The organism is Pseudanabaena cinerea FACHB-1277 (assembly GCF_014696345.1).
GTDB classification, from domain to species: Bacteria; Cyanobacteriota; Cyanobacteriia; order Pseudanabaenales; family Pseudanabaenaceae; genus Pseudanabaena; species Pseudanabaena cinerea.
Window position 1 is genome coordinate 1 of record NZ_JACJPY010000020.1, and the last position, 18,484, is coordinate 18,484.

Genomic DNA, 18,484 nt, shown 5'->3' on the forward strand with positions numbered 1-18,484 from the left:
CTAGATAGGTCATACTTACTATGACTTGACCTATCTTTTTTATCTTAAATCCTCAAATCCCCATCTACTCATACTTCCCATATCTTTTGTCGCCCCGTCAGGAGTAAACCAATTGATTCATATTCAAAAACATTACAAACGTTATTGCCAAAGCTATCGCAAGTATTGTGATCTGCATAGCCGATCGCTAGGGTTGCTAGTTGTTTTTTTATCAAGCTGCGGTTTGTCTGTGAGCGCTGGCAATGCTGAAGATTTGCATCGGCAATTAACAGTGCCTAAGGGGCAGGTAACTTTGTCGAATACATTACCAAGCAGCGATCGCTTAGCACAGTTGCCGTCACCAACAGCATCAACTCAGTTACAGCTAAGAGGTATTGGCAATGAAACCAATGGATTAGCCCTAGCTATTAATGGTGTGCCGCAGATCACTACTTTGCGGGTGAATAACCCTAATCGCATTATTTTAGATTTGCAGTCCACTGAGGTTGCGCCAAGACTACATAATTCGGTTTTGCCGATCAATCGCTACGGGATCAAACAAGTTCGAGTAGCCCAATTTCAAAAGTCGCCAGCGATCGCTAGATTAGTTTTTGATCTTGATGGTGCGGAGCCGACTAGCTGGCAAAGCTCATTTGATCAAAGTCGGGGCATATTTTGGTTGCGTCCTGTCGGCGGTCTAGCTAGTGTTACCACCACCTCAAGCAATCCCCCCCGATCAGTAAATCCCATCGCAACAATAATTGAGGGGCTAGTTTTTAATGGTTACGGGCAACTGGTAATTCAGGCTAATCGTCCAGTTTCCTATCGTGGTAATTTTGATGCTGTCAGTAATATTTATAGTTTTACAATTCCCTCAGCAAGCATTTCTCCAAGGTTACGCCGCCCAGTTTTGGGAGCTAGTAGCCCCATTGAGCAAATTCGGCTAAATCAAGTTGGCAGCTCTGTGGTTGTGAGCGTGAAAACAACTTCGGGTTGGCAAATACAAGAAGCCAATCGTCCTAATCCTTTAGAAATTCCTTTGCAATTAAATAGTGTTGGCATTGTTGGCAAAATCACTAATCCGATTGGTCAGAACCCCAATATCCCGATCGCCAACCCTACAAACCCACCAAACTTAGGTGCAGGCAATCTAAATGGCCGCCAACTAGTCATGATTGATGCGGGGCATGGCGGTGCTGATGTAGGCACAACCCGCAATGGCAATCATGAGAAAGATATTACTTTGGCTATGAGTTTGCAGTTAGGGCGGTTTTTACAGCAGATGGGATATGCGGTAGCCTATACTCGCACCGAGGATATAGAAATTGATCTAGAGCCAAGGGTGGCTATGGCAGACAATGCCAATGCTAGTGTGTTTGTAAGCATTCATGTCAACTCTCTAGATGCTAGCTCATCTGAGGTAAATGGTGTTGAAACTTATCATGCACCTGGTTCGTCTCTGGGTAACAGTTTCGCAAACTTAGTGCAGCAACAAATTATTGCTAGTACTGGTGCAAATGATCGTGGTGTGAGATCAGCTAGATTTTATGTCGTCACTAAAACTTCGATGCCTGCTATCTTAGTGGAGACTGGTTTTATTACAAGTCCTTCAGAGTCAAGCAAGCTAATTAATCCGATCTATCAAGGCAAAATGGCTGAAGCGATCGCTATAGGTGTTGACCAATTTCTAAGGTCTTACCGTAGGTAGATACAGCAACTTGTATTGATTTGACATCCAGAAACATTTTAAAAGATGGCGTTCTGCAACACTTTTGAAATTTAAAAATATCTCTGCGCCACTCAGCAAGACCTTTGACGATATTCTATGAATCTAGCTGTGCAGTCGCTCAAGCTAAAAAACTTGTATAACTACGGGAGAATTATTTTGCTGTATCGGCAACTAGCTGTCGGAATTTTCATGAGCATGGCGACTAGCTATGGACTAGTCGAGCAATTGCAAGCGCAGTCGATTCAAACACCTACTCCCATCAACCCTAATGTAATTACGCAGCCATCACCCGCGATCGCCAATGATGCCACCATTGAAAAACTATCGTTCACCAGTACAGGACAGTTAATCATTGAGGCAAGCAAGCCAATCAACTATCAAATCGGCTTTGATATGCCTTCGAGTAGTTATAGATTGATTGTGACAAATGCCAAGATTTCTGCTAACCTCCAACGCCCTAGCCTTGCCGCAAACAGTCCAATCGAACGAATTCGGTTGTCACAGGTTGGCAACTCCGTAGAAATTGGCATCAAGATGATCGCTGGCTGGCAGATCCGCGAAGTTCAGAGGGCAAACAATCAAACTGTCAATTTACAGGTTTCTCTTAACAGTGTTGTACCTGTTGCAGGCAATCAACCCAATAATCCTAATCCTGCAATACCGATTAATCCACCAACAAACAGTACGATTGTTAATAATGGCGATCGCCGTCGCGGCGTAATTTTAGTTGATCCAGGTCATGGTGGGCGCGATCCTGGGGCGATCGGCAATGGCATTCAGGAAAAAGATGTGGTTTTACCCATTAGCCTATTTCTGGGGCAGAGTTTACAAAGTATGGGTTACACAGTCTATTACAGCCGTACCAATGATGTCGAAGTTGACCTAGCCCCAAGGGTTGCTCTTGCAGAACGGGTCAATGCTGATGTATTTGTTAGCATTCATGCAAATTCTCTGGCATCGCGTAGTAGTAATGTGAATGGCGTGGAAACATTTTTTGCGCGGGGTTCATCTACTGGGCGTGAGCTTGCCACATTGGTACAATCCCAGATCATCGCAGATACAAGGGCTAATGATCGCGGTCCTAAAGCCGCAGGCTTCTATGTAATTGTCCGAACCTCAATGCCAGCGATCTTGGTGGAAACGGGTTTTGTGACTAACCCCAATGAAGCTGCAAATCTCAATAATCCCAACTATCAAAAGCTCATGGCAGAGGCGATCGCCAAGGGCGTTGATCAGTTTATGCGTGCCCGTAACGCTAGGGAAGAGTAAGACGCTTTGCGCCCTACCCACTCTGTTTATTTACAATAATTGTCGCCCAAACCAACTACATTGGAAACCTTGATAGCCTAGCTTAGCCACACTTTCAAGGTTTCTAATGGTTTGGGCTTGAGCATAAAGCGCCGTATTACTATTTAGTAGTATCCAGGGGCGAATAGACATGGTGCTGATGTCTCGCATCCGTAATTAGCCAGTCTAGCGCCGCCGCCTGTAAATCTATAGTTGCCCCTGTTTTGTCGACACAGTAGCGACCAAATACCAACTTATCCACTAGGCGCACATCAGACAAACGCGAATATTCAAAAATAACACTACGCTCCACCACCGCTCCACTACATACATGGCAATTAGGTCCAATCATTGTCGGACCAATAATAGTTGCACCGTCATCAATTTGCGTCATCCCACCAATATAAACAGGTCCACGAATGTCCACCTTATCCCAATTTACCGACACATTCAGCCCTGCGTAAATATTAGGATGCACTTCATGTCCTGGAATATTCACATTTTTGATTTTATTAGACAATACATCTTGAATTGCTTGCCAATAGTCGGGAACTTTACCAATATCGACCCATTGAAAATCCATAGAAATGGCGTGAAAAGGTAAATCGGCAGCCACCAACTTAGGGAATAAATCACTACCCAAATCAAACTCAACCCCTGACGGTACATAGTTTAAGATCTCTGGCTCAAAGATATAGATACCAGTATTAATCGTATTGCTCAAGGCAGATTCAATGCTGGGCTTCTCCTGAAATTCTTTGATTTTGCCATCAGCATCTGTAACTACTACACCATAGCTTGACACCTGATCCTTAGGAACTGTTTTGGTAATAATTGTAGCTAGGGATTTTTTCTGGCGATGCCAATTAACGGCATAGGTCAGATCAAGGTCAATCAGGGCATCCCCACACAAAACCACAAAAGTATCGTCAAAGAAGGGAGAGAAGTCTTGAATCTTTTTCAATCCCCCCGCCGAACCAAGGGCGCTGCCCTGCAACTTGCCATCAATGATTGTCCCCTCAAAGGAGTATGCCATCTGTACGCCAAACTTTTGACCATCACGGAAATAGTTCTCAATTTCTTCAGATAGATGGCTGACATTGACCATAATTTGATCAAAGCCGTGTTGTCTTAGCAATTCAACCAAAAATTCCATCACAGGCTTTTGCATGATGGGAATCATGGGTTTGGGCATAATATTTGTGATTGGGCGAATTCTAGTTCCTTTGCCCGCAGCCAAAATCATGGCTTTCATAGATTATGTTCTCCTGTCATTACGCTAGATTCTCCCTGTTACTTGGCAAATCTTCTTACTTAAGGATACCTTTACAGCGCTTTGCGCTAACCTAAAGCCCAGAAAAGATTTTTAAGCAGTACTTTGCACTACTCAAGATCCTTTCTGGGTTTAACGAACTCTTTTGCCTGTAACAATATAAGCCACTCTTAGCCCAACATTGGTGGCGTGATCCGCCATTCTTTCTAAATGATGGATTGCCAATACCATGAGCATGACTGGTTCCATTGGTTCGCCATAAATTCTTTGGGATGCCAAAAGATTGTAAATATGTTTGTAGTCATGGTCAACGGCATCATCTTTGGCTTTGATTTGAATGCCAATATTGGCATCGAGGTTGGCTAAGGCTTCTAAACTCATTGCCAGCATGGCGCGACAACGATTGGACATGACTTGTAGTTCGCTGAGGTATGGCGATGCTGGATAAGGAAAAAGTTTGATCGCAATTTCTCCGAGGTTTTCAGCATAGTCGCCGATGCGCTCAATATCACGGATCAATTGCATGAGAGCGCTGAGCAACCTCAGGTCGCGGGCTACTGGCGATTGCAATGTGATGAGACTAATGCAGTCGCTCTCAATCTGCCGATAGAGTTGATCAATTTGTTCTTCTTGAGCGTCAATGAGCGCGGCTGATTCTAGGTCACGCTCAAATAAGGCGGCGTGAGCTTTGAGAAATGAATTTTCGACTAGTGCGCCCATTCGCAGGGTATCTTGCTCTAGCCTTTGTAGTTGCCGTTCAAATTCGCTCCTTGTGCGTCTTTGACCTGTATATGAGGTGTCAACCATGAACTCCCACCAAACTTAAATGGGATATAAGTAAATAATACGAATAGCAAAGCGAAATTAACTAAACTAACATAACACTAATATTAATTAATTAAAGTGCTAAAGAATGCTATGCCGTATATATAGCCCTATTAAAGCTTTTAATGGGTTTTCAGTCAGCGCAAAGCGCTGTATCTACTGCTAACTGATAGCACGCGATCGCTGGTTGTTACAGATTCTTCTACTTCAGGGATCGATGCGGGGAGTTGCATGGCGCGATCGCCACTGAAGCGGTGGTTGAATAGTACTAGGGTGGTTGATGTGTTGCTGTCAAAGCCAATTTGTTCATAAAATTTTTGCTGGTGGGTAGTCATGAGATAGACTCGCTCCACGTTGCAAACATGGGGATGTGCTAGTACGGTTTGCACAAGTTTACGCCCTAAACCTGCGCCGCGATATTGGGTAGCGATCACGACATCCCAAATAGTTGCTCTGTAGATGCCATCGCTGGTTGCCCTTGCGTGACCGATGAGGCGATCGCCGTCCCATACAGTGACGACGGGCTTAGAATTAGCGATCGCGATTTCCATATCCGCCACAGTTCTTGTATTTGCCCAAAATGTCCCCATTTTAAACAGTGCTTGCAATTGATGAATGTCAACATCCTCTTGGCGATCGCTAAAGCGAATGTGGCGGTGATCCATGTATTTACTTTTCCTTGTTGATTAGCCGCATACAGATATACATATAAATGTATCGGTTAAATGTATCAGTTTTGTCTATCAACTGATAAAAAAAGGGCGCTAAGCGCCCTTTTTTTTAGTTTGATTTCGGTAGCCAAGGATCGGCTAAATACACTTTTTTAGCCAAGCCAACTGTTTGCAGTAGTTTAATTATTGACCAAGTGGGATCAAGCTCCCACCACATCAAACCTGACCGCGCAGACTTAGGAAAGGTATGGTGATTATTGTGCCAGCCCTCACCATAGGTAAGGATTGCTGCCCACCATAGATTAGTTGAATGATCGGGGGTTTCAGCAAAGTTTTTGTAACCCCATTTGTGACAGGCAGAGTTAATTAGCCAAGTACTATGCCACAAAATCACAGACCTAACAAACATTCCGTAGACCACAAAAGACCAACCCAAGCCTGAAAATAAGTTTTCACCAATGAAGTACATCAGTGCACCCAAGGGCAGTTGCAAGGATAGAAAATATTTATCTAAGAATGCGTAATATGGATCACTGGCAAGGTCGGGCGCAAATTTCTGATAATTTTCGCGTTGAAAATGTTCGGGGCGCGATCGAATAATCCACATGATGTGGCTAAACCAAAAACCACGATTAGCGGAGTAAGGATCTCTTTGATTGTCTTCGGTAAAACCGTGATGTTGGCGATGACCACCCACCCAAAACACTGGTCCACCCTGTACTGCCAAAGCGCCAATAGTGGTCAAAATGTACTCAAGCCATTTAGGTACTTGAAAGCTACGATGGCTCAGTAAGCGATGATAAGTAAGACAAATGCCAATACTGCCAAACAACCAATGCAGGAAAACTGTAAGCAATACAGCTTGCCATGAAAAATAAAAAGGGGCGAGTACGAGGGCAGCAATATGAAATGCACTGAAAAACGCAATGTTTACCCAGTTCAATTTCTGTTCAGCGATGGGGATTTGGATGTTGGCGGTCATGAAATATTAAAAAATTTTGTGAGGTAAAGCAGCTATATGATGCAAGTATCACTTACAGTTGGCATAAGTCTAACCGCTTATTCATCAATAATGCAAGTATCACTTGCAAAATATACCAATTAACATATCTGATGGTACATACATCCGTGCCTGTGTCGCGCACCCCTACTCGTCAACGCATAGTCAATACAGCTTTGGAATTATTTGCTAGTCAGGGCATTACCGAAACAACCACTCGCCAAATTGCTGATTTTGCCAAGGTTAATGAGGTTACATTATTTCGACATTTTGGCAATAAACATGGGTTACTGTTAGCTGTACTGCAAGAATGTTTGCAAAAATATTTGGTGTTGGCACAAGTGGGAGAGTCTCTGATGGTGTCGGATATCTCTAGTCAGGGCGATTTGCGTCGCTTTCTTAAATATTATATCCAAAATTCATTAAGGGCGCTAGAGAGCGTGCCTGAGTTGGTGCGATCGCTGGTGGGTGAGGCTGGGCAGTATCCCCATGAAAGCCGTCAGGCGCTTGCCCAAGGTATTAACCAAGTTAATCAGACGATCGCCAATGCTATTCACGAAGTATTAATCAAGTCGCGACTGCCATATCCTGTCCCTGCGATTAAAGTTGCTAATTTGCTGAATACCTGCATTTTGGGGTATGCCGTGATTACGCTGACGAGCGATGTACAGGCGGTCTGGAGCGATCGCGATGAATTTGTCAATACATTGGTTGATATGTTTGTGCAAGAGGTGATGCCGATGGCACAGGCGCATCCGATTATGGATATTGGCGCTGATACTGTGCGTGAAATTATGTTACAAGCCAAAAAATTTAGTGTGCGCGACTATGCGATCGCTTATTTATTATTTGCATCGGGTTTAACGGCTAGAGATATTACAAAGCTGCGTCTCAGTGATTACCAACATCAGGGTAATCACGGTATCCTTTGTGTCACTGGCAGTCATGGCAATAAGCGCTCAGTACCGCTTAACCAAAAAATATTAGGGCATCGCTATGGCTCCGCTAGCAACAATCCTCTTAGTGCTTATCTCAAGATGCGCCATAAAAATATTGGCACTACGAATATTTCCAATAATATTTCTAACAATCAGACAACCGACTTAATGTTTGGCGGCGACGATCGCAAACCCTTAGCCCTAGAAGAGATCGAGCAGCTATGGGAGCGCTGGACAATGCCCTACCGCAATGCTGACGGTACGCCCTTAAAAATTGATCAAGCAAGGCATACATGGTGTCTCGAAATGCTGTCGCGGGGGATGGACTTAGATAGCTTTGGCATTATCAGTGGTGTCCTCCCGCAGGAACTGGCAATCTATCAAGCGCGGCTTAATGAAAAAATTGCTATCAATCGGGCGATCGCCCTTGACGCAACCTGTTGATATTTTGGCTACTTTACATTCAAAACGAAGTTGTACCTGTAAAATTTACCCAAGCCTTAATTTAGCGCAAAGCACTGTTACCGATTATCTTGGTGTATAATTCGGGCGTTCTATACATAGCATATGAACAGTCGGATTGGTATTATCGGCATTTAGATCGGCATTTCCAATTGAAGTTTCGGGTAAAAAAGTAAAGTGAGAGTTCCCCTAGACTGTTATCGTATTCTCGGATTAACGCATCTGTCAGGGCTAGACAAGATTCATCAAGCCCATCGCGATCGCCTGCTGTCAATGCCAAGGCGAGAATATTCTGATGCGGCGATCGCCTCACGCAAGCGCATTATCGACAAAGCTTACGAAACCCTCACCGATGCCAATCAAACCAGTAGTGATCCTGAACTTGCGGAAACTGGAAATACTCAAACAGCCACTGCCCCCCTGCCCCCACAAATCGAAGCCGATGAAAAAGACTTTGCAGGTTTGCTGCTGATCCTGTACGAGCTAGGAGAATCCGAAAAAGTTCTTAATATTGCCCGTCCCTACTACGATCCCGAAGAAGCCGAATATCAATCACCTCGCGTTTCGCCCCACGATCCTGACCTATTGCTATCAGTATCACTGTCCTATCTAGACCTTGGACGCGAATCTTGGAAGCAAGGTCAGTACGAAGCCGCCGCCGATGCCCTTGAGTCTGCCCAAGAAATTTTGCTGCGTGAAGGTTTATTTTTAAGCATTCGCAGTGAAATCCAGGCGGATCTATTTCGTCTGCGCCCCTATCGCATCCTCGAACTGCTCTCTGCACCTGACAATCAGACCAATAACCACCGCAAGGGGTTATTGCTTTTGCAAGAGATGTTAGATGCGCGGCGCGGTATTGACGGTTCTGGCAATGACTATTCGGGATTGGGGATTGATGATTTTCTGCGATTTATTCAACAGTTACGCAGTTATATGACCACCCTAGAGCAGCAAACTCTTTTTGAAGAAGAGGCACGCCGCCCTTCCTCAGTAGCTACATATTTGGCAGTATATGCCCTCATTGCTAGGGGCTTTTCGCAGCGCCAGCCCGCCCTGATTCGCCGTGCCAAGGGCTTATTAGTCAAGCTAAGTGCTAGACAGGACATATATTTAGAAAAAGCCGTATGTGCCTTGCTGTTGGGACAAACTGAGGAGGCGAGCATTGCCATTGATAATAGCGCTGAGGATGATCAGGTGGCATTTATTCGTCAAAACTCTGAAGGCGCTCCCGATCTATTGCCAGGGCTATGCCTCTATAGTGAGCGTTGGTTACAAGAAGAAGTATATCCCCATTTTCGCGACCTGATGAATCAGATCGTATCCCTTAAGGATTATTTTGCTGATGATCAGGTTCAGTCCTATTTAGAAGAGTTGCCCAACACTAGCGCGATATCTTCAGAATGGACTGCGCCTGTGGGTGGGGGCTTGGGTCTAGATGAGGGGCGATCGCGTAGAGAGAATAGAGGCAATTTTGCCAGCGCATCGGGCAGTTTATCTGGTAACTCATCGGTTAATCTTAACGCTGAGACCAGCGCGGCCAATAGTTTAGATACAGCTAATGAGCAAAGACTAACAGATTACAGTCCTGAACCACCAACCCGTTTCCAGAGGTCAAATGCGCCTCTAATAAGTCGCTCTAGTGCTGCGAATAACAATGGCAGAGGTGAATTGCCGCGATCGCCGCGTACAGGTCATGTACCACCGCCACGCTCTAAAAATATCAATGAAGCAGTACGCGAGATTAAACGCCCTAGTCCCAATCATGCGCCTTCAGTTCCCACCGCTCCCAAACGTAAGTTTAATACTGGGCGATTAGCCATTGTCATTGCCATAGCGATCGCCCTGATCGGCGGCACATTTACCTTAGTGGTTTGGGCGATTAACAGCCTGATGAGTCCAACCCGCAGCAGAACCTTTGTGCCACTGGAAAAACCAATCACCACCTTAGCCCAGTCTAGCCAAGCACCACAAGCAGCAGCGATCGCCCAATCTGGCCCACTCAATAAGGAAACAGCCACAAGATTAATCGAAACATGGCAAGCAACTAAGTCAAAGGCCCTTGGCAATACCTATGAAGAAAACATTCTCGAAGAAATTTTGACAGAGCCTGCGCTCAGCGATTGGAGAAGTCGTGCGAAGGAGCTGAAAGCCAGTAATTCTTATCTGCAATACCAAACTAAATCCACCAGAGTTGATCAAGTAATTGCCGATGGCGAAACCAAAGCCAAGGTCATTGCCAAAATCTCTGAGTCGCGCAATTTCTTTAGTAACGGTGAGTTGGATAGTGGTGCATCTAAGGCTGATGCCAATTACACCGTTGAATATGATCTAGTCCGCAAGGACAATAAATGGCTAATTAGAGAAATGCTGGTATTTTGAGAATATCCATGATGTATCTTTAGGGATAGCCGATCGCTTTTTGGGCGGGGTGATGGCGCGGTGATGGCGGGTTTTGAGATAGGCGATCATTGAAATGCTTTGATCACAATTAAAGGCTTTTTTACGCAGACTTAAGCCTAGAACTAGAGCAGATTTAGATGCTGCTGTTTCTACTTTCATTGCTTCTCTTCAGCAAAAAGACTTTCCTAGCTTTATTCCTTGAGACAGAATCTCGTACCGTACTCACCTGAAAGCCGCAGGGTGGATAGACATTAGTAAAACACTGGGGAAAGTATATTGATTTTTCGATGATAGCTTATTGACGTTTATGGGAGATTTGCGTCACACTGTCTATTAATTCAATAACTAGAGCCAGTATGGAAACTCTGGAATTTATTATTTATCCTGATGGTCGGGTCGAAGAGCGCGTCACGGGCATCATCGGTTCTAGTTGTGCTGAGGTGACAGCAGCGATCGAAGCAAAGTTAGGCATAGTTGCCCATCGTGAGCTAACTTCTGAAAATTTTGCCAATCAAAGCTTAGTCTCAAATAGCCAACCTGATCGTTTGTCCGTTGAAGATGTGACTCGATTTAGCCAATGGGAATAATCACTATAATAAAAGACAGATCAAGCGCTTGGCGCTGACTTAAAGCTCAAATAATTTATCGATAGTGGCGCTCTTTGTCCCTGTCGGTAGGTTGTATTTAAATCCACTTTAGATAAACTTTAGGATACGCCCTATGTCACATTTTAGCCAAGTTAAAACCCAAATCCGTAGCCTAGAGCCTCTGCAAAAAGCCCTCACCGATTTAGGTGTCAATTGGAAATCTGGCGATGCACCGATGCGTGGTTACGAAGGCAATACCACCGTTGCCGATGTCGTCATTGAACAAGAGAATGGCTATGATGTTGGTTTTCAGTGGAATGGCACTGCTTACGCGCTTGTGGCTGATATGCAGTTTTGGCAGCAGCCTTGGACGGTGGAAAGCTTTTTGCATAAGGTAACGCAACGCTACGCGATCGCCACGGTCATGGGCGAATCGACCCAACAGGGCTTTAGTTTGGCGGAGCAGCAAGTCCGTGAAGATGGCTCTGTGCGTCTTGTTTTGCAGCGCTGGCATGGATAATTTATCCCCAAGTACAGTTCAATCGCCTAGCTCTGAGTCAGAAATCGATTATCGTTCTGGCTTTGAGCCTGAGTTGGGCGGTGATTTGCGACAAAACGCCGTATTTGTCGATGAAACCGTTTGTATTGGCTGTGGACATTGCGCTCACACTGCTCGCGGCACTTTTTTCTTAGAGCAGGAATATGGGAGGGCTCGGGTGATCGCTCAAGATGGCGATGAGGAAGATCTGGTTCAAGAGGCGATCGATACTTGTCCTGTGGACTGCATTGCTTGGGTGAGTTATAACGACCTGAACCGTTTAGAAGAAGCAAGAAAGCATCAGGTTATTCAAAATTTAGGTGTTGTTGGCGATGGTGCAGCATTGCGCCGCGCAGTCAATACTAGTTTTTAAGACTCATTTTCAAGAAAACTACGCGCAGCGTAGTTTTCTTTTTCGTGGTTGATTTTTGAGCGCAAAGCGCATTAATGTTATGGCGCAGTTATGGGGCAACATAGCCTTGAATATTTTCGGGACGGAGGGGGCGCATAATTTGATTGGCGCGGACAACCTCTTGATCGGTTCCCTGAATGATAATTAAATATTTGCCTTCGTCTAGGCGGTTACGGTAGGGAACGGTATCGCTGCTGCCTGTGGCAACACCAACGCCGCCACCCACAAAAATACTACCCATTGCGCCGCCAAAAGCGCCTAACAAACCACCGATCGCATGGTTGCCAATCGTGCCAGCCCAAGCGAAGGTTTGCAAATCGGTGACGAGACTAAAGCCCACACCCGCAAAAAAACCAAAGGGAACTAGCCAATATGCCATTAAAAAGGCTTGTTTTTTACCTTGGACAAGGGGATCGATAAACCCAAACTCACTGGCGCTCTTATAACCTTTGCCAAGGATAGAAATACAATTCATAGGGAAATTAGCTTTTTCGAGGGTGGTATAGACCTCTTCGGCTTTGATGCGATCGCTCCAAACACTGATCAAATAATTCATAGGACTAATAAATTCTTTAAAATTTAGTTGCAACTGCTAATCATCATCCTAATCCCAAATGTATATCCTCAACTTCGATCGCTTTTTTAGCCCTGAACAATGGCAAATTATCACTAAGGCGGCGGCGATCGCGGTTGAGCAGAATTTACGCGCTTTTGCCGTGGGGGGGATTGTGCGTGATGGTATTTTGCAAGCTGAGGTTACAGCGCCTAAGTTTCCTAAGGATATTGATTTGGTGTTTGATGGTGGCGAAAATGCAGGGATTAAAGTGGCGATCGCCTTGCATGAGATCTTCCCAGAATCCCAGATCCAGATCCATGAAAAATTCCAGACGGCAGAACTAGTCTGGCAGGGGGCGCTTAACTTTACGATGGATTTGGCAACCGCTAGGGCAGAGCATTATGCCTATGCAGGGGCAAATCCAGAGGTGAGGGCTGTCAATATTGAGCAGGATCTCTATCGGCGGGACTTTACAGTAAATGCGCTGGCGGTACAAATTGATCCCGTGCATGGCACTAGAGGCGAGGTGATCGATCGCTTTCATGGCATTGAGGATCTGCGTCAGCGTCAAATTCAGGGTATCCGCCAAGGACTTTTTGCCGAAGATCCCCGTCGCCTATTTCGGGCGGTGCGGTTTGCGGTGCGCCTTGGCTTTGCGATCGCCGATGAAACGGTGGCGGAAATGATCGCCACGACTAGCACAGGTCTCCATGATGCGATCGGCGGCGCGAGGTTAAGGGCAGAGCTAAGTTACACCCTTGCCGAACCGAAGTCGGCACAAATGTTTGCGTACTTAGAAAATTTAGGGGCTTTGCGCTGCATTCACCCTGATTTACATTTGCCAAAGGTTAAGCATCTCCATAGTTTTAAGCATCAATGGCGGCGATCGCAATATTGGCTAAAGCAGATGAATTTGAGTCAGCAAGTTCCTGTAACTAAGCGATCGTCACAGATTAATTTGGGGATCGAATTATTAATTTCCTATTTAGTTGATCATGTTGTGAAAAGTTACGGCGATCGCCCCGATTTGGTGCAACTAACTCAGCCCATCAACCAATTACTGGATTCCCTAAACTTAGGACTAACTAACGATCAAAAATTGCGCCAGATCAATTTAGTCAAACTTTTAGCCGACTTATCTAGTCTCGAATTTGGCAGTGCATCCCCTCAGCCATCAAAAATAACACTGTACTTGCAAAAATTTGATCTAAATACATTGCTTTTAGCCGCCGCAAAATGTTTACCCACCCATAGGCGCATAATTTGGCATTACTTAACCAAATGGCAAAGGATCAAAGCCCCCCTCACAGGTAAAGATCTCCAAAAACTAGGCTATGGCGCTGGCAAGCAAATGGGGGAGATTTTGCAAACCCTTCGCAGTGCCGCCATCGATGGGCTAATTACGACCCAAGAGCAGGCGATCGCCTATCTAAACCAGTGACAGCATAAAGCGCCATTACTTATCTTTGGGGCTTTAGTATAAAATGAAGCCTTAGGGCAATTAAGCATATCTCCCCTGCCAACAACTTTAGGACATACACATCATGAGAGGCGGTATCCGCATCGGCAGTATTTCAGGCATTCCCCTATATATAGACGTATCTTGGTTTTTGATCCTTGGCTTTTTAGCGGTTTGGCTAAGTGGCGCTTATAGCCGCTTTTCACCAAACTTTGCCCTTGGCTATGGCGCGATTACTGCCATTCTATTTTTCCTGTCGATCGCCATGACACGCATCGCCCATGCTCTGATGTCTAAAGCACAAGGTGTAAATATCAACAGCATTAATCTTCAGTTTATGGGGGGAGGCAACAATAACCTTGAGCAAGAACCCCAAAAGCCTTTAGCACTATTTGGCATTGCGATCGCTGCACCACTAACTAGCCTAGTTTTGAGCATCATTGGGTTTACTGCCGCTTGGCTAATTGCGGGAGATGTTGCCTTTTCTAGCAGTCCTAAAGCGATCGAGGCTCTACCCGACAGCATTGGCAACCTGCGGACAATCTGGACATTAATCGCCTTAAATTTTGCTCGCATTAATTTCATCTTCTTTGTGTTTAGTCTGATTCCAGCCTTGCCCTTTGAGGGTGGGACGATGCTCAAAGCAGCCATCTGGAAAGTGACAGGCGATCGCTTAGCAGGAATACGTTGGGCGGCGCGATCGGGACAAACCTTTGGCATATTGGTAATGCTATTGGGCGGCTTTATTGCCTTAACCAACTTGAGCGGCTTATTTTTGATTTTCTTCGGTTGGTTTCTGTTTGGCAATGCAGGGAGCTATCTGTACATTAACAATCTTCAGCAAGCATTGCTCAATATCACCGCCGAATTTGCCATGACCCGCGATTTTCGGCTAGTCGATGCAGATTTATCCCTTAGAGAGTTTGCCGACAAATTTTTGTTAATGGAAGATAAAGATGCCAATCCTATTTATATCGCTTCTGCCAATGGGCGCGATCGCGGTGTTATTTCTGGCGTTGTCATTCGCAATATCGATAGCAAGGAATGGTCATCTCAAACCGTGCAGTCCTTAGCCAATCCCCTTGATGAAGTTGATACGGTTGAGCTCAAGACAAAACTCGCCGATGTGATCAATCTCCTTGAAGAAAAGCAGCTTAAATATCTAATCGTGCGATCGCCTGTGGGGTCAGTGGCAGGGGTAATCGATCATGGCGATATTATCAAAGCTTTAGATTCGCATTTATTGTGGCGCATTCCCTCAGAATATATCAAACAAATCAAATCTGATGGTAAATTCCCACCTAACTTTCGCCTTAGCGAACTCTGCAAACAGTTAGCTGATACTGATACAGCCAAATAAGATTTCGAGTAGCACAGGGAATTTCTATAGAGATTAAACTTGATCGCTGTTTGCTTAATATTGCGTCATAATAGAGGCTAAACTCTATTAAAACTGACCTCACCTAGTATCATGACCTCTGCTCCTAAAGCCAAATCTGAGAATCCAGCCAGTAATCTTGAATATAAAGACACCGTTAACTTGCCCCAAACCGACTTTTCGATGCGGGCAAATGCAATTATTCGTGAACCAGAGATTCAAAAGTTTTGGCAAGAGCAAGGTATTTTTAAAGACCTCACCCATAACAACAAAGGCGATGTGTTTACCCTCCATGATGGTCCTCCCTATGCCAACGGGACATTACACATGGGTCACGCCTTAAACAAAGTTTTAAAAGATATTATTAATCGCTATAAGTTATTGCGTGGCTATAAAGTGCGCTATGTGTTGGGTTGGGACTGCCACGGCTTACCGATCGAACTTAAGGTTTTACAAAATATCAAAGCCGAAGAACGTGCTAATTTAACACCTTTGCAATTGCGGAAAAAAGCCAAGGAATTTGCCCTGCAAACGATTAACGAACAAGCGACAGGCTTCAAGCGTTGGGGCGTTTGGGGAGACTATGAGAATGCCTACTACACTCTGAAACCTGAATATGAAGCTGCCCAGATCGGTGTATTCGGGAAGATGGCACTTAAAGGCTATATCTATCGTGGTTTGAAACCCGTCTATTGGTCGCCCAGTTCCCATACTGCTCTCGCAGAAGCGGAATTGGAATACCCCGAAAATCACGTTTCGCGGAGTATTTACGTTGCTTTCCCAGTCACGCAATCTAGCGATAAGTTGAAGGCGATCGCCTCCCTTGATAATCTCCATGCCGTAATCTGGACCACCACACCTTGGACAATTCCTGCAAACTTGGGAATTAGTGCTAATCCCCATCTTGACTACAGCATCGTTGCGGCTGGTGATAAAAATTATATTGTCGCCACAGAACTGGTTGAGAAGTTAGCCGCCACCTTTGAACAATCTTTGGAAGTGAGATACACCTTCAAGGGAGATGTTCTCGAAGGAACCATTGCTAAGCATCCCATTGTTGATCGCCCTAGTCCGATTGTCTTAGGCGATCACGTCACCGCCGAATCAGGTACGGGCTTAGTGCATACTGCGCCTAATCATGGTCAAGATGACTTTATCGTGGGCAGAAAATATCATTTGGGCATGATTTCCCTTGTGGATGATCGCGGTATTTTCAATGAAGATGCTGGCGCAGAATTAGCAGGGTTGAGCGTTCTCAAAGAAGGCAATGCTAAGGTTGTGGAAATCTTGACCGCTAATGGAACCCTAATTAAAGAAGAAGCCTATAACCACAAATATCCCTACGATTGGCGTACTAAGAAGCCTGTGATTGTTCGCGCTACTGAGCAATGGTTTGCCTCCGTTGATGGTTTCCGCGAAGAAGCATTGAAATCGATCAAAGAAGTTAACTGGATTCCTGCGATCGGTGAGAATCGGATTACGTCAATGGTGCAAGAGCGATCAGATTGGTGTATTTCCCGTCAGCGCACTTGGGGCGTACCGATTCCCGTATTCTATGACGAAGAAACTAATGAGCCTTTGCTTACGGAAGAAACCGTTACCCATATTCAAGAGCTCATTCGTGACCATGGTTCCGATGTGTGGTGGGAAAGGGAAGTGGAAGAATTACTGCCTGAAGCCTATAAAAATAATGGTCGCAAGTATCGTAAAGGTACGGACACAATGGATGTCTGGTTTGACTCTGGATCTTCATGGGCAGGAGTACTCGGCGGCGAAAGCCATGATTCACGCACCGTTCCCTATGCGATGAACTATCCTGCGGATATGTATCTTGAAGGCTCCGATCAACATCGTGGCTGGTTCCAATCTTCGCTTTTAACTAGCGTGGCAACTAATGGCTATGCACCTTACAAGACGGTGCTAACTCATGGCTTTGTCCTCGATGAAAAGGGACAGAAGATGAGTAAGTCCCTCGGTAATATCGTTGATCCGATGGTGGTGATTAATGGTGGCAAAGACCAGAAGAAAGAACCTCCCTATGGTGCGGATGTGATCCGTCTCTGGGCAGCGAGTGTCGATTACAACGGTGATGTTCCCATCGGCAAAACCATCTTGGCGCAGATGTCCGATGTGTCGCGTAAGATTCGCAACACCGCCAGATTCTTGCTCAGCAACCTCTTTGATTTTCAACCTGCGGAGCAGCTAGTTCCCTATGCCGATCTCTCGGAAAGCGATCGCTATATCCTCCATCGTCTCACCGAAGTCACTAAGGACATCACCGAAGCATACGAGAAATTCCAATTCTCGCGCTTCTTCCAAACCATCCAAAACTTCTGCACCGTTGATTTATCTAACTTCTATTTAGATATTGCCAAAGATCGCCTCTACATCAGTGCGCCCAATGCTCCCCGTCGACGCAGTTGCCAAACCGTGTTGATGTATTGCTTAGAGACTATTGCCAAGGCAATCGCCCCAGTGCTTGCCCATACTGCCGAGGATATCTGGCAATACTTACCCTATCCCGCACCTACCAAGTCCGTATTCCAATCAGGTTGGTTTATTGTACATACTGAATGGTACAAGCCCGAATTGGCAACTAAATGGGAGTATCTCCGCGAAGTCCGTTCTGAGGTCAATAAAGTCCTAGAATCCGCTAGAACTGGCAAACTGATCGGCGCACCCCTAGAAGCGAAGGTCTTACTAGTTGCCACTGATGCAACTCAGAAAGCTTATCTAGAATCCTTAGGAGAAGATTTGCGCTATCTCTTCATCGTGTCACAGGTCGAGCTTGTCGATAGCTTACCCGATGCTGACTTTAAGGGAGAGGCAACCAATTTACAAATTGCGATCGCGAAAGCTGATGGTGAGAAATGCCCACGTTGCTGGAACTACTCAACTCATATCGGTGAGTCTACCGAGCATCCTCATATTTGCGATCGCTGTGTTGGTGCATTAGCAGGTACTTTTTAGATAAGTGCATTTAACTAAGT

17 protein-coding genes are annotated in these 18,484 nt (G+C 45.3%); 10 read left to right on the forward strand and 7 right to left on the reverse strand.

Going from position 1 to position 18,484, the window contains the following annotated elements; all coding sequences use genetic code 11:
* The first annotated feature begins 112 nt into the window (after positions 1-112).
* Both H6F44_RS08390 and H6F44_RS08395 read left to right on the forward strand, forming a co-directional pair.
* Positions 113-1,687 carry an N-acetylmuramoyl-L-alanine amidase gene (locus H6F44_RS08390; protein WP_190350503.1) on the forward strand — a complete coding sequence of 525 codons (1,575 nt, stop codon included), beginning with the start codon at positions 113-115 and terminating at the stop codon, positions 1,685-1,687.
* Positions 1,688-1,804: 117 nt separating this feature from the next.
* Positions 1,805-2,977 (forward strand): N-acetylmuramoyl-L-alanine amidase family protein, encoded by a 1,173-nt coding sequence (locus H6F44_RS08395; RefSeq protein ID WP_190350504.1) that lies wholly within the window; start codon positions 1,805-1,807, stop codon positions 2,975-2,977.
* A gap of 30 nt (positions 2,978-3,007) precedes the next feature.
* Here the strand turns inward: H6F44_RS08395 and H6F44_RS22960 are convergent, their stop codons facing one another.
* The 5 genes from H6F44_RS22960 to H6F44_RS08415 form a co-directional block, all read right to left on the reverse strand.
* A complete protein-coding gene (locus H6F44_RS22960) occupies positions 3,008-3,148 on the reverse strand; it encodes a hypothetical protein (RefSeq protein WP_206754447.1) in 141 nt (46 codons plus the stop codon).
* A complete protein-coding gene (locus H6F44_RS08400) occupies positions 3,117-4,250 on the reverse strand; it encodes a sugar phosphate nucleotidyltransferase (protein WP_190350505.1) in 1,134 nt (377 codons plus the stop codon). Before H6F44_RS08400 ends, H6F44_RS22960 begins: the two co-directional genes overlap by 32 nt.
* A gap of 150 nt (positions 4,251-4,400) precedes the next feature.
* Positions 4,401-5,075 carry a phosphate signaling complex protein PhoU gene (gene phoU, locus H6F44_RS08405; RefSeq protein ID WP_190350506.1) on the reverse strand — a complete coding sequence of 225 codons (675 nt, stop codon included), beginning with the start codon at positions 5,073-5,075 and terminating at the stop codon, positions 4,401-4,403.
* Positions 5,076-5,230: 155 nt separating this feature from the next.
* Entirely contained in the window at positions 5,231-5,758 is a 528-nt protein-coding gene (locus H6F44_RS08410) for a GNAT family N-acetyltransferase (protein ID WP_190350507.1), read from the reverse strand.
* Between the two features lie 115 nt (positions 5,759-5,873).
* The gene (locus tag H6F44_RS08415; RefSeq protein ID WP_190350508.1) at positions 5,874-6,746 is read right to left on the reverse strand and encodes an acyl-CoA desaturase; all 873 of its coding nucleotides are present in this window, start codon (positions 6,744-6,746) and stop codon (positions 5,874-5,876) included.
* Between the two features lie 131 nt (positions 6,747-6,877).
* Between H6F44_RS08415 and H6F44_RS08420 the strand changes: the two genes are divergently transcribed.
* Complete coding sequence (locus H6F44_RS08420; protein ID WP_190350509.1) at positions 6,878-8,146, forward strand: TetR family transcriptional regulator; 1,269 nt, start codon at positions 6,878-6,880, stop codon at positions 8,144-8,146.
* 195 nt (positions 8,147-8,341) lie between these two features.
* Positions 8,342-10,543, forward strand: a complete 2,202-nt coding sequence (locus H6F44_RS08425; RefSeq protein ID WP_322096187.1) for an IMS domain-containing protein — start codon at positions 8,342-8,344, stop codon at positions 10,541-10,543.
* On the opposite strand, the gene H6F44_RS08430 is transcribed toward H6F44_RS08425, so the two are convergent.
* Entirely contained in the window at positions 10,517-10,723 is a 207-nt protein-coding gene (locus tag H6F44_RS08430; protein WP_190350510.1) for a hypothetical protein, read from the reverse strand. The genes H6F44_RS08425 and H6F44_RS08430 overlap by 27 nt on opposite strands.
* 197 nt (positions 10,724-10,920) lie before the next feature.
* On the opposite strand from H6F44_RS08430, the gene H6F44_RS08435 reads away from it, so the two are divergent.
* The 3 genes from H6F44_RS08435 to H6F44_RS08445 all read left to right on the forward strand — a co-directional run bounded on the left by H6F44_RS08435 (position 10,921) and on the right by H6F44_RS08445 (position 12,062).
* On the forward strand, positions 10,921-11,151 hold the full coding sequence (locus tag H6F44_RS08435) for a DUF2997 domain-containing protein (RefSeq protein WP_190350511.1): 231 nt from the start codon (positions 10,921-10,923) through the stop codon (positions 11,149-11,151).
* A 133-nt stretch (positions 11,152-11,284) separates the two neighbouring features.
* Positions 11,285-11,671 (forward strand): DUF1257 domain-containing protein, encoded by a 387-nt coding sequence (locus tag H6F44_RS08440; protein WP_190350512.1) that lies wholly within the window; start codon positions 11,285-11,287, stop codon positions 11,669-11,671.
* Positions 11,664-12,062, forward strand: a complete 399-nt coding sequence (locus H6F44_RS08445) for a ferredoxin (RefSeq protein WP_190350513.1) — start codon at positions 11,664-11,666, stop codon at positions 12,060-12,062. Before H6F44_RS08440 ends, H6F44_RS08445 begins: the two co-directional genes overlap by 8 nt.
* Before the next feature lie 88 nt (positions 12,063-12,150).
* Here the strand turns inward: H6F44_RS08445 and H6F44_RS08450 are convergent, their stop codons facing one another.
* Entirely contained in the window at positions 12,151-12,657 is a 507-nt protein-coding gene (locus tag H6F44_RS08450) for a hypothetical protein (RefSeq protein ID WP_190350514.1), read from the reverse strand.
* Positions 12,658-12,715: 58 nt separating this feature from the next.
* Here H6F44_RS08450 and H6F44_RS08455 point away from each other — a divergent pair, with 58 nt between their 5' ends.
* The 3 genes from H6F44_RS08455 (at position 12,716) to ileS (ending at position 18,464) form a co-directional block, all read left to right on the forward strand.
* The gene (locus tag H6F44_RS08455; RefSeq protein WP_190350515.1) at positions 12,716-14,098 is read left to right on the forward strand and encodes a CCA tRNA nucleotidyltransferase; all 1,383 of its coding nucleotides are present in this window, start codon (positions 12,716-12,718) and stop codon (positions 14,096-14,098) included.
* 103 nt (positions 14,099-14,201) lie between these two features.
* Entirely contained in the window at positions 14,202-15,476 is a 1,275-nt protein-coding gene (locus tag H6F44_RS08460; protein WP_190350516.1) for a site-2 protease family protein, read from the forward strand.
* A 111-nt stretch (positions 15,477-15,587) separates the two neighbouring features.
* Positions 15,588-18,464: an isoleucine--tRNA ligase gene (ileS, locus tag H6F44_RS08465; RefSeq protein ID WP_190350517.1), complete on the forward strand. Its 2,877-nt coding sequence runs from the start codon at positions 15,588-15,590 to the stop codon at positions 18,462-18,464.
* Positions 18,465-18,484 lie beyond the last annotated feature (20 nt).

Bases quoted from the DNA above. Each gene is read 5' to 3' on its own strand.
- H6F44_RS08395 (WP_190350504.1), top strand. From the start codon at position 1,805: ATGAATCTAGCTGTGCAGTCGCTCAAGCTAAAAAACTTGTATAACTAC.
- H6F44_RS22960 (WP_206754447.1), bottom strand. From the start codon at position 3,148: ATGTCTATTCGCCCCTGGATACTACTAAATAGTAATACGGCGCTTTAT.
- H6F44_RS08400 (WP_190350505.1), bottom strand. From the start codon at position 4,250: ATGAAAGCCATGATTTTGGCTGCGGGCAAAGGAACTAGAATTCGCCCA.
- phoU (WP_190350506.1), bottom strand. From the start codon at position 5,075: ATGGTTGACACCTCATATACAGGTCAAAGACGCACAAGGAGCGAATTT.
- H6F44_RS08410 (WP_190350507.1), bottom strand. From the start codon at position 5,758: ATGGATCACCGCCACATTCGCTTTAGCGATCGCCAAGAGGATGTTGAC.
- H6F44_RS08415 (WP_190350508.1), bottom strand. From the start codon at position 6,746: ATGACCGCCAACATCCAAATCCCCATCGCTGAACAGAAATTGAACTGG.
- H6F44_RS08420 (WP_190350509.1), top strand. From the start codon at position 6,878: ATGGTACATACATCCGTGCCTGTGTCGCGCACCCCTACTCGTCAACGC.
- H6F44_RS08430 (WP_190350510.1), bottom strand. From the start codon at position 10,723: ATGAAAGTAGAAACAGCAGCATCTAAATCTGCTCTAGTTCTAGGCTTA.
- H6F44_RS08435 (WP_190350511.1), top strand. From the start codon at position 10,921: ATGGAAACTCTGGAATTTATTATTTATCCTGATGGTCGGGTCGAAGAG.
- H6F44_RS08440 (WP_190350512.1), top strand. From the start codon at position 11,285: ATGTCACATTTTAGCCAAGTTAAAACCCAAATCCGTAGCCTAGAGCCT.
- H6F44_RS08445 (WP_190350513.1), top strand. From the start codon at position 11,664: ATGGATAATTTATCCCCAAGTACAGTTCAATCGCCTAGCTCTGAGTCA.
- H6F44_RS08450 (WP_190350514.1), bottom strand. From the start codon at position 12,657: ATGAATTATTTGATCAGTGTTTGGAGCGATCGCATCAAAGCCGAAGAG.
- H6F44_RS08455 (WP_190350515.1), top strand. From the start codon at position 12,716: ATGTATATCCTCAACTTCGATCGCTTTTTTAGCCCTGAACAATGGCAA.
- H6F44_RS08460 (WP_190350516.1), top strand. From the start codon at position 14,202: ATGAGAGGCGGTATCCGCATCGGCAGTATTTCAGGCATTCCCCTATAT.
- ileS (WP_190350517.1), top strand. From the start codon at position 15,588: ATGACCTCTGCTCCTAAAGCCAAATCTGAGAATCCAGCCAGTAATCTT.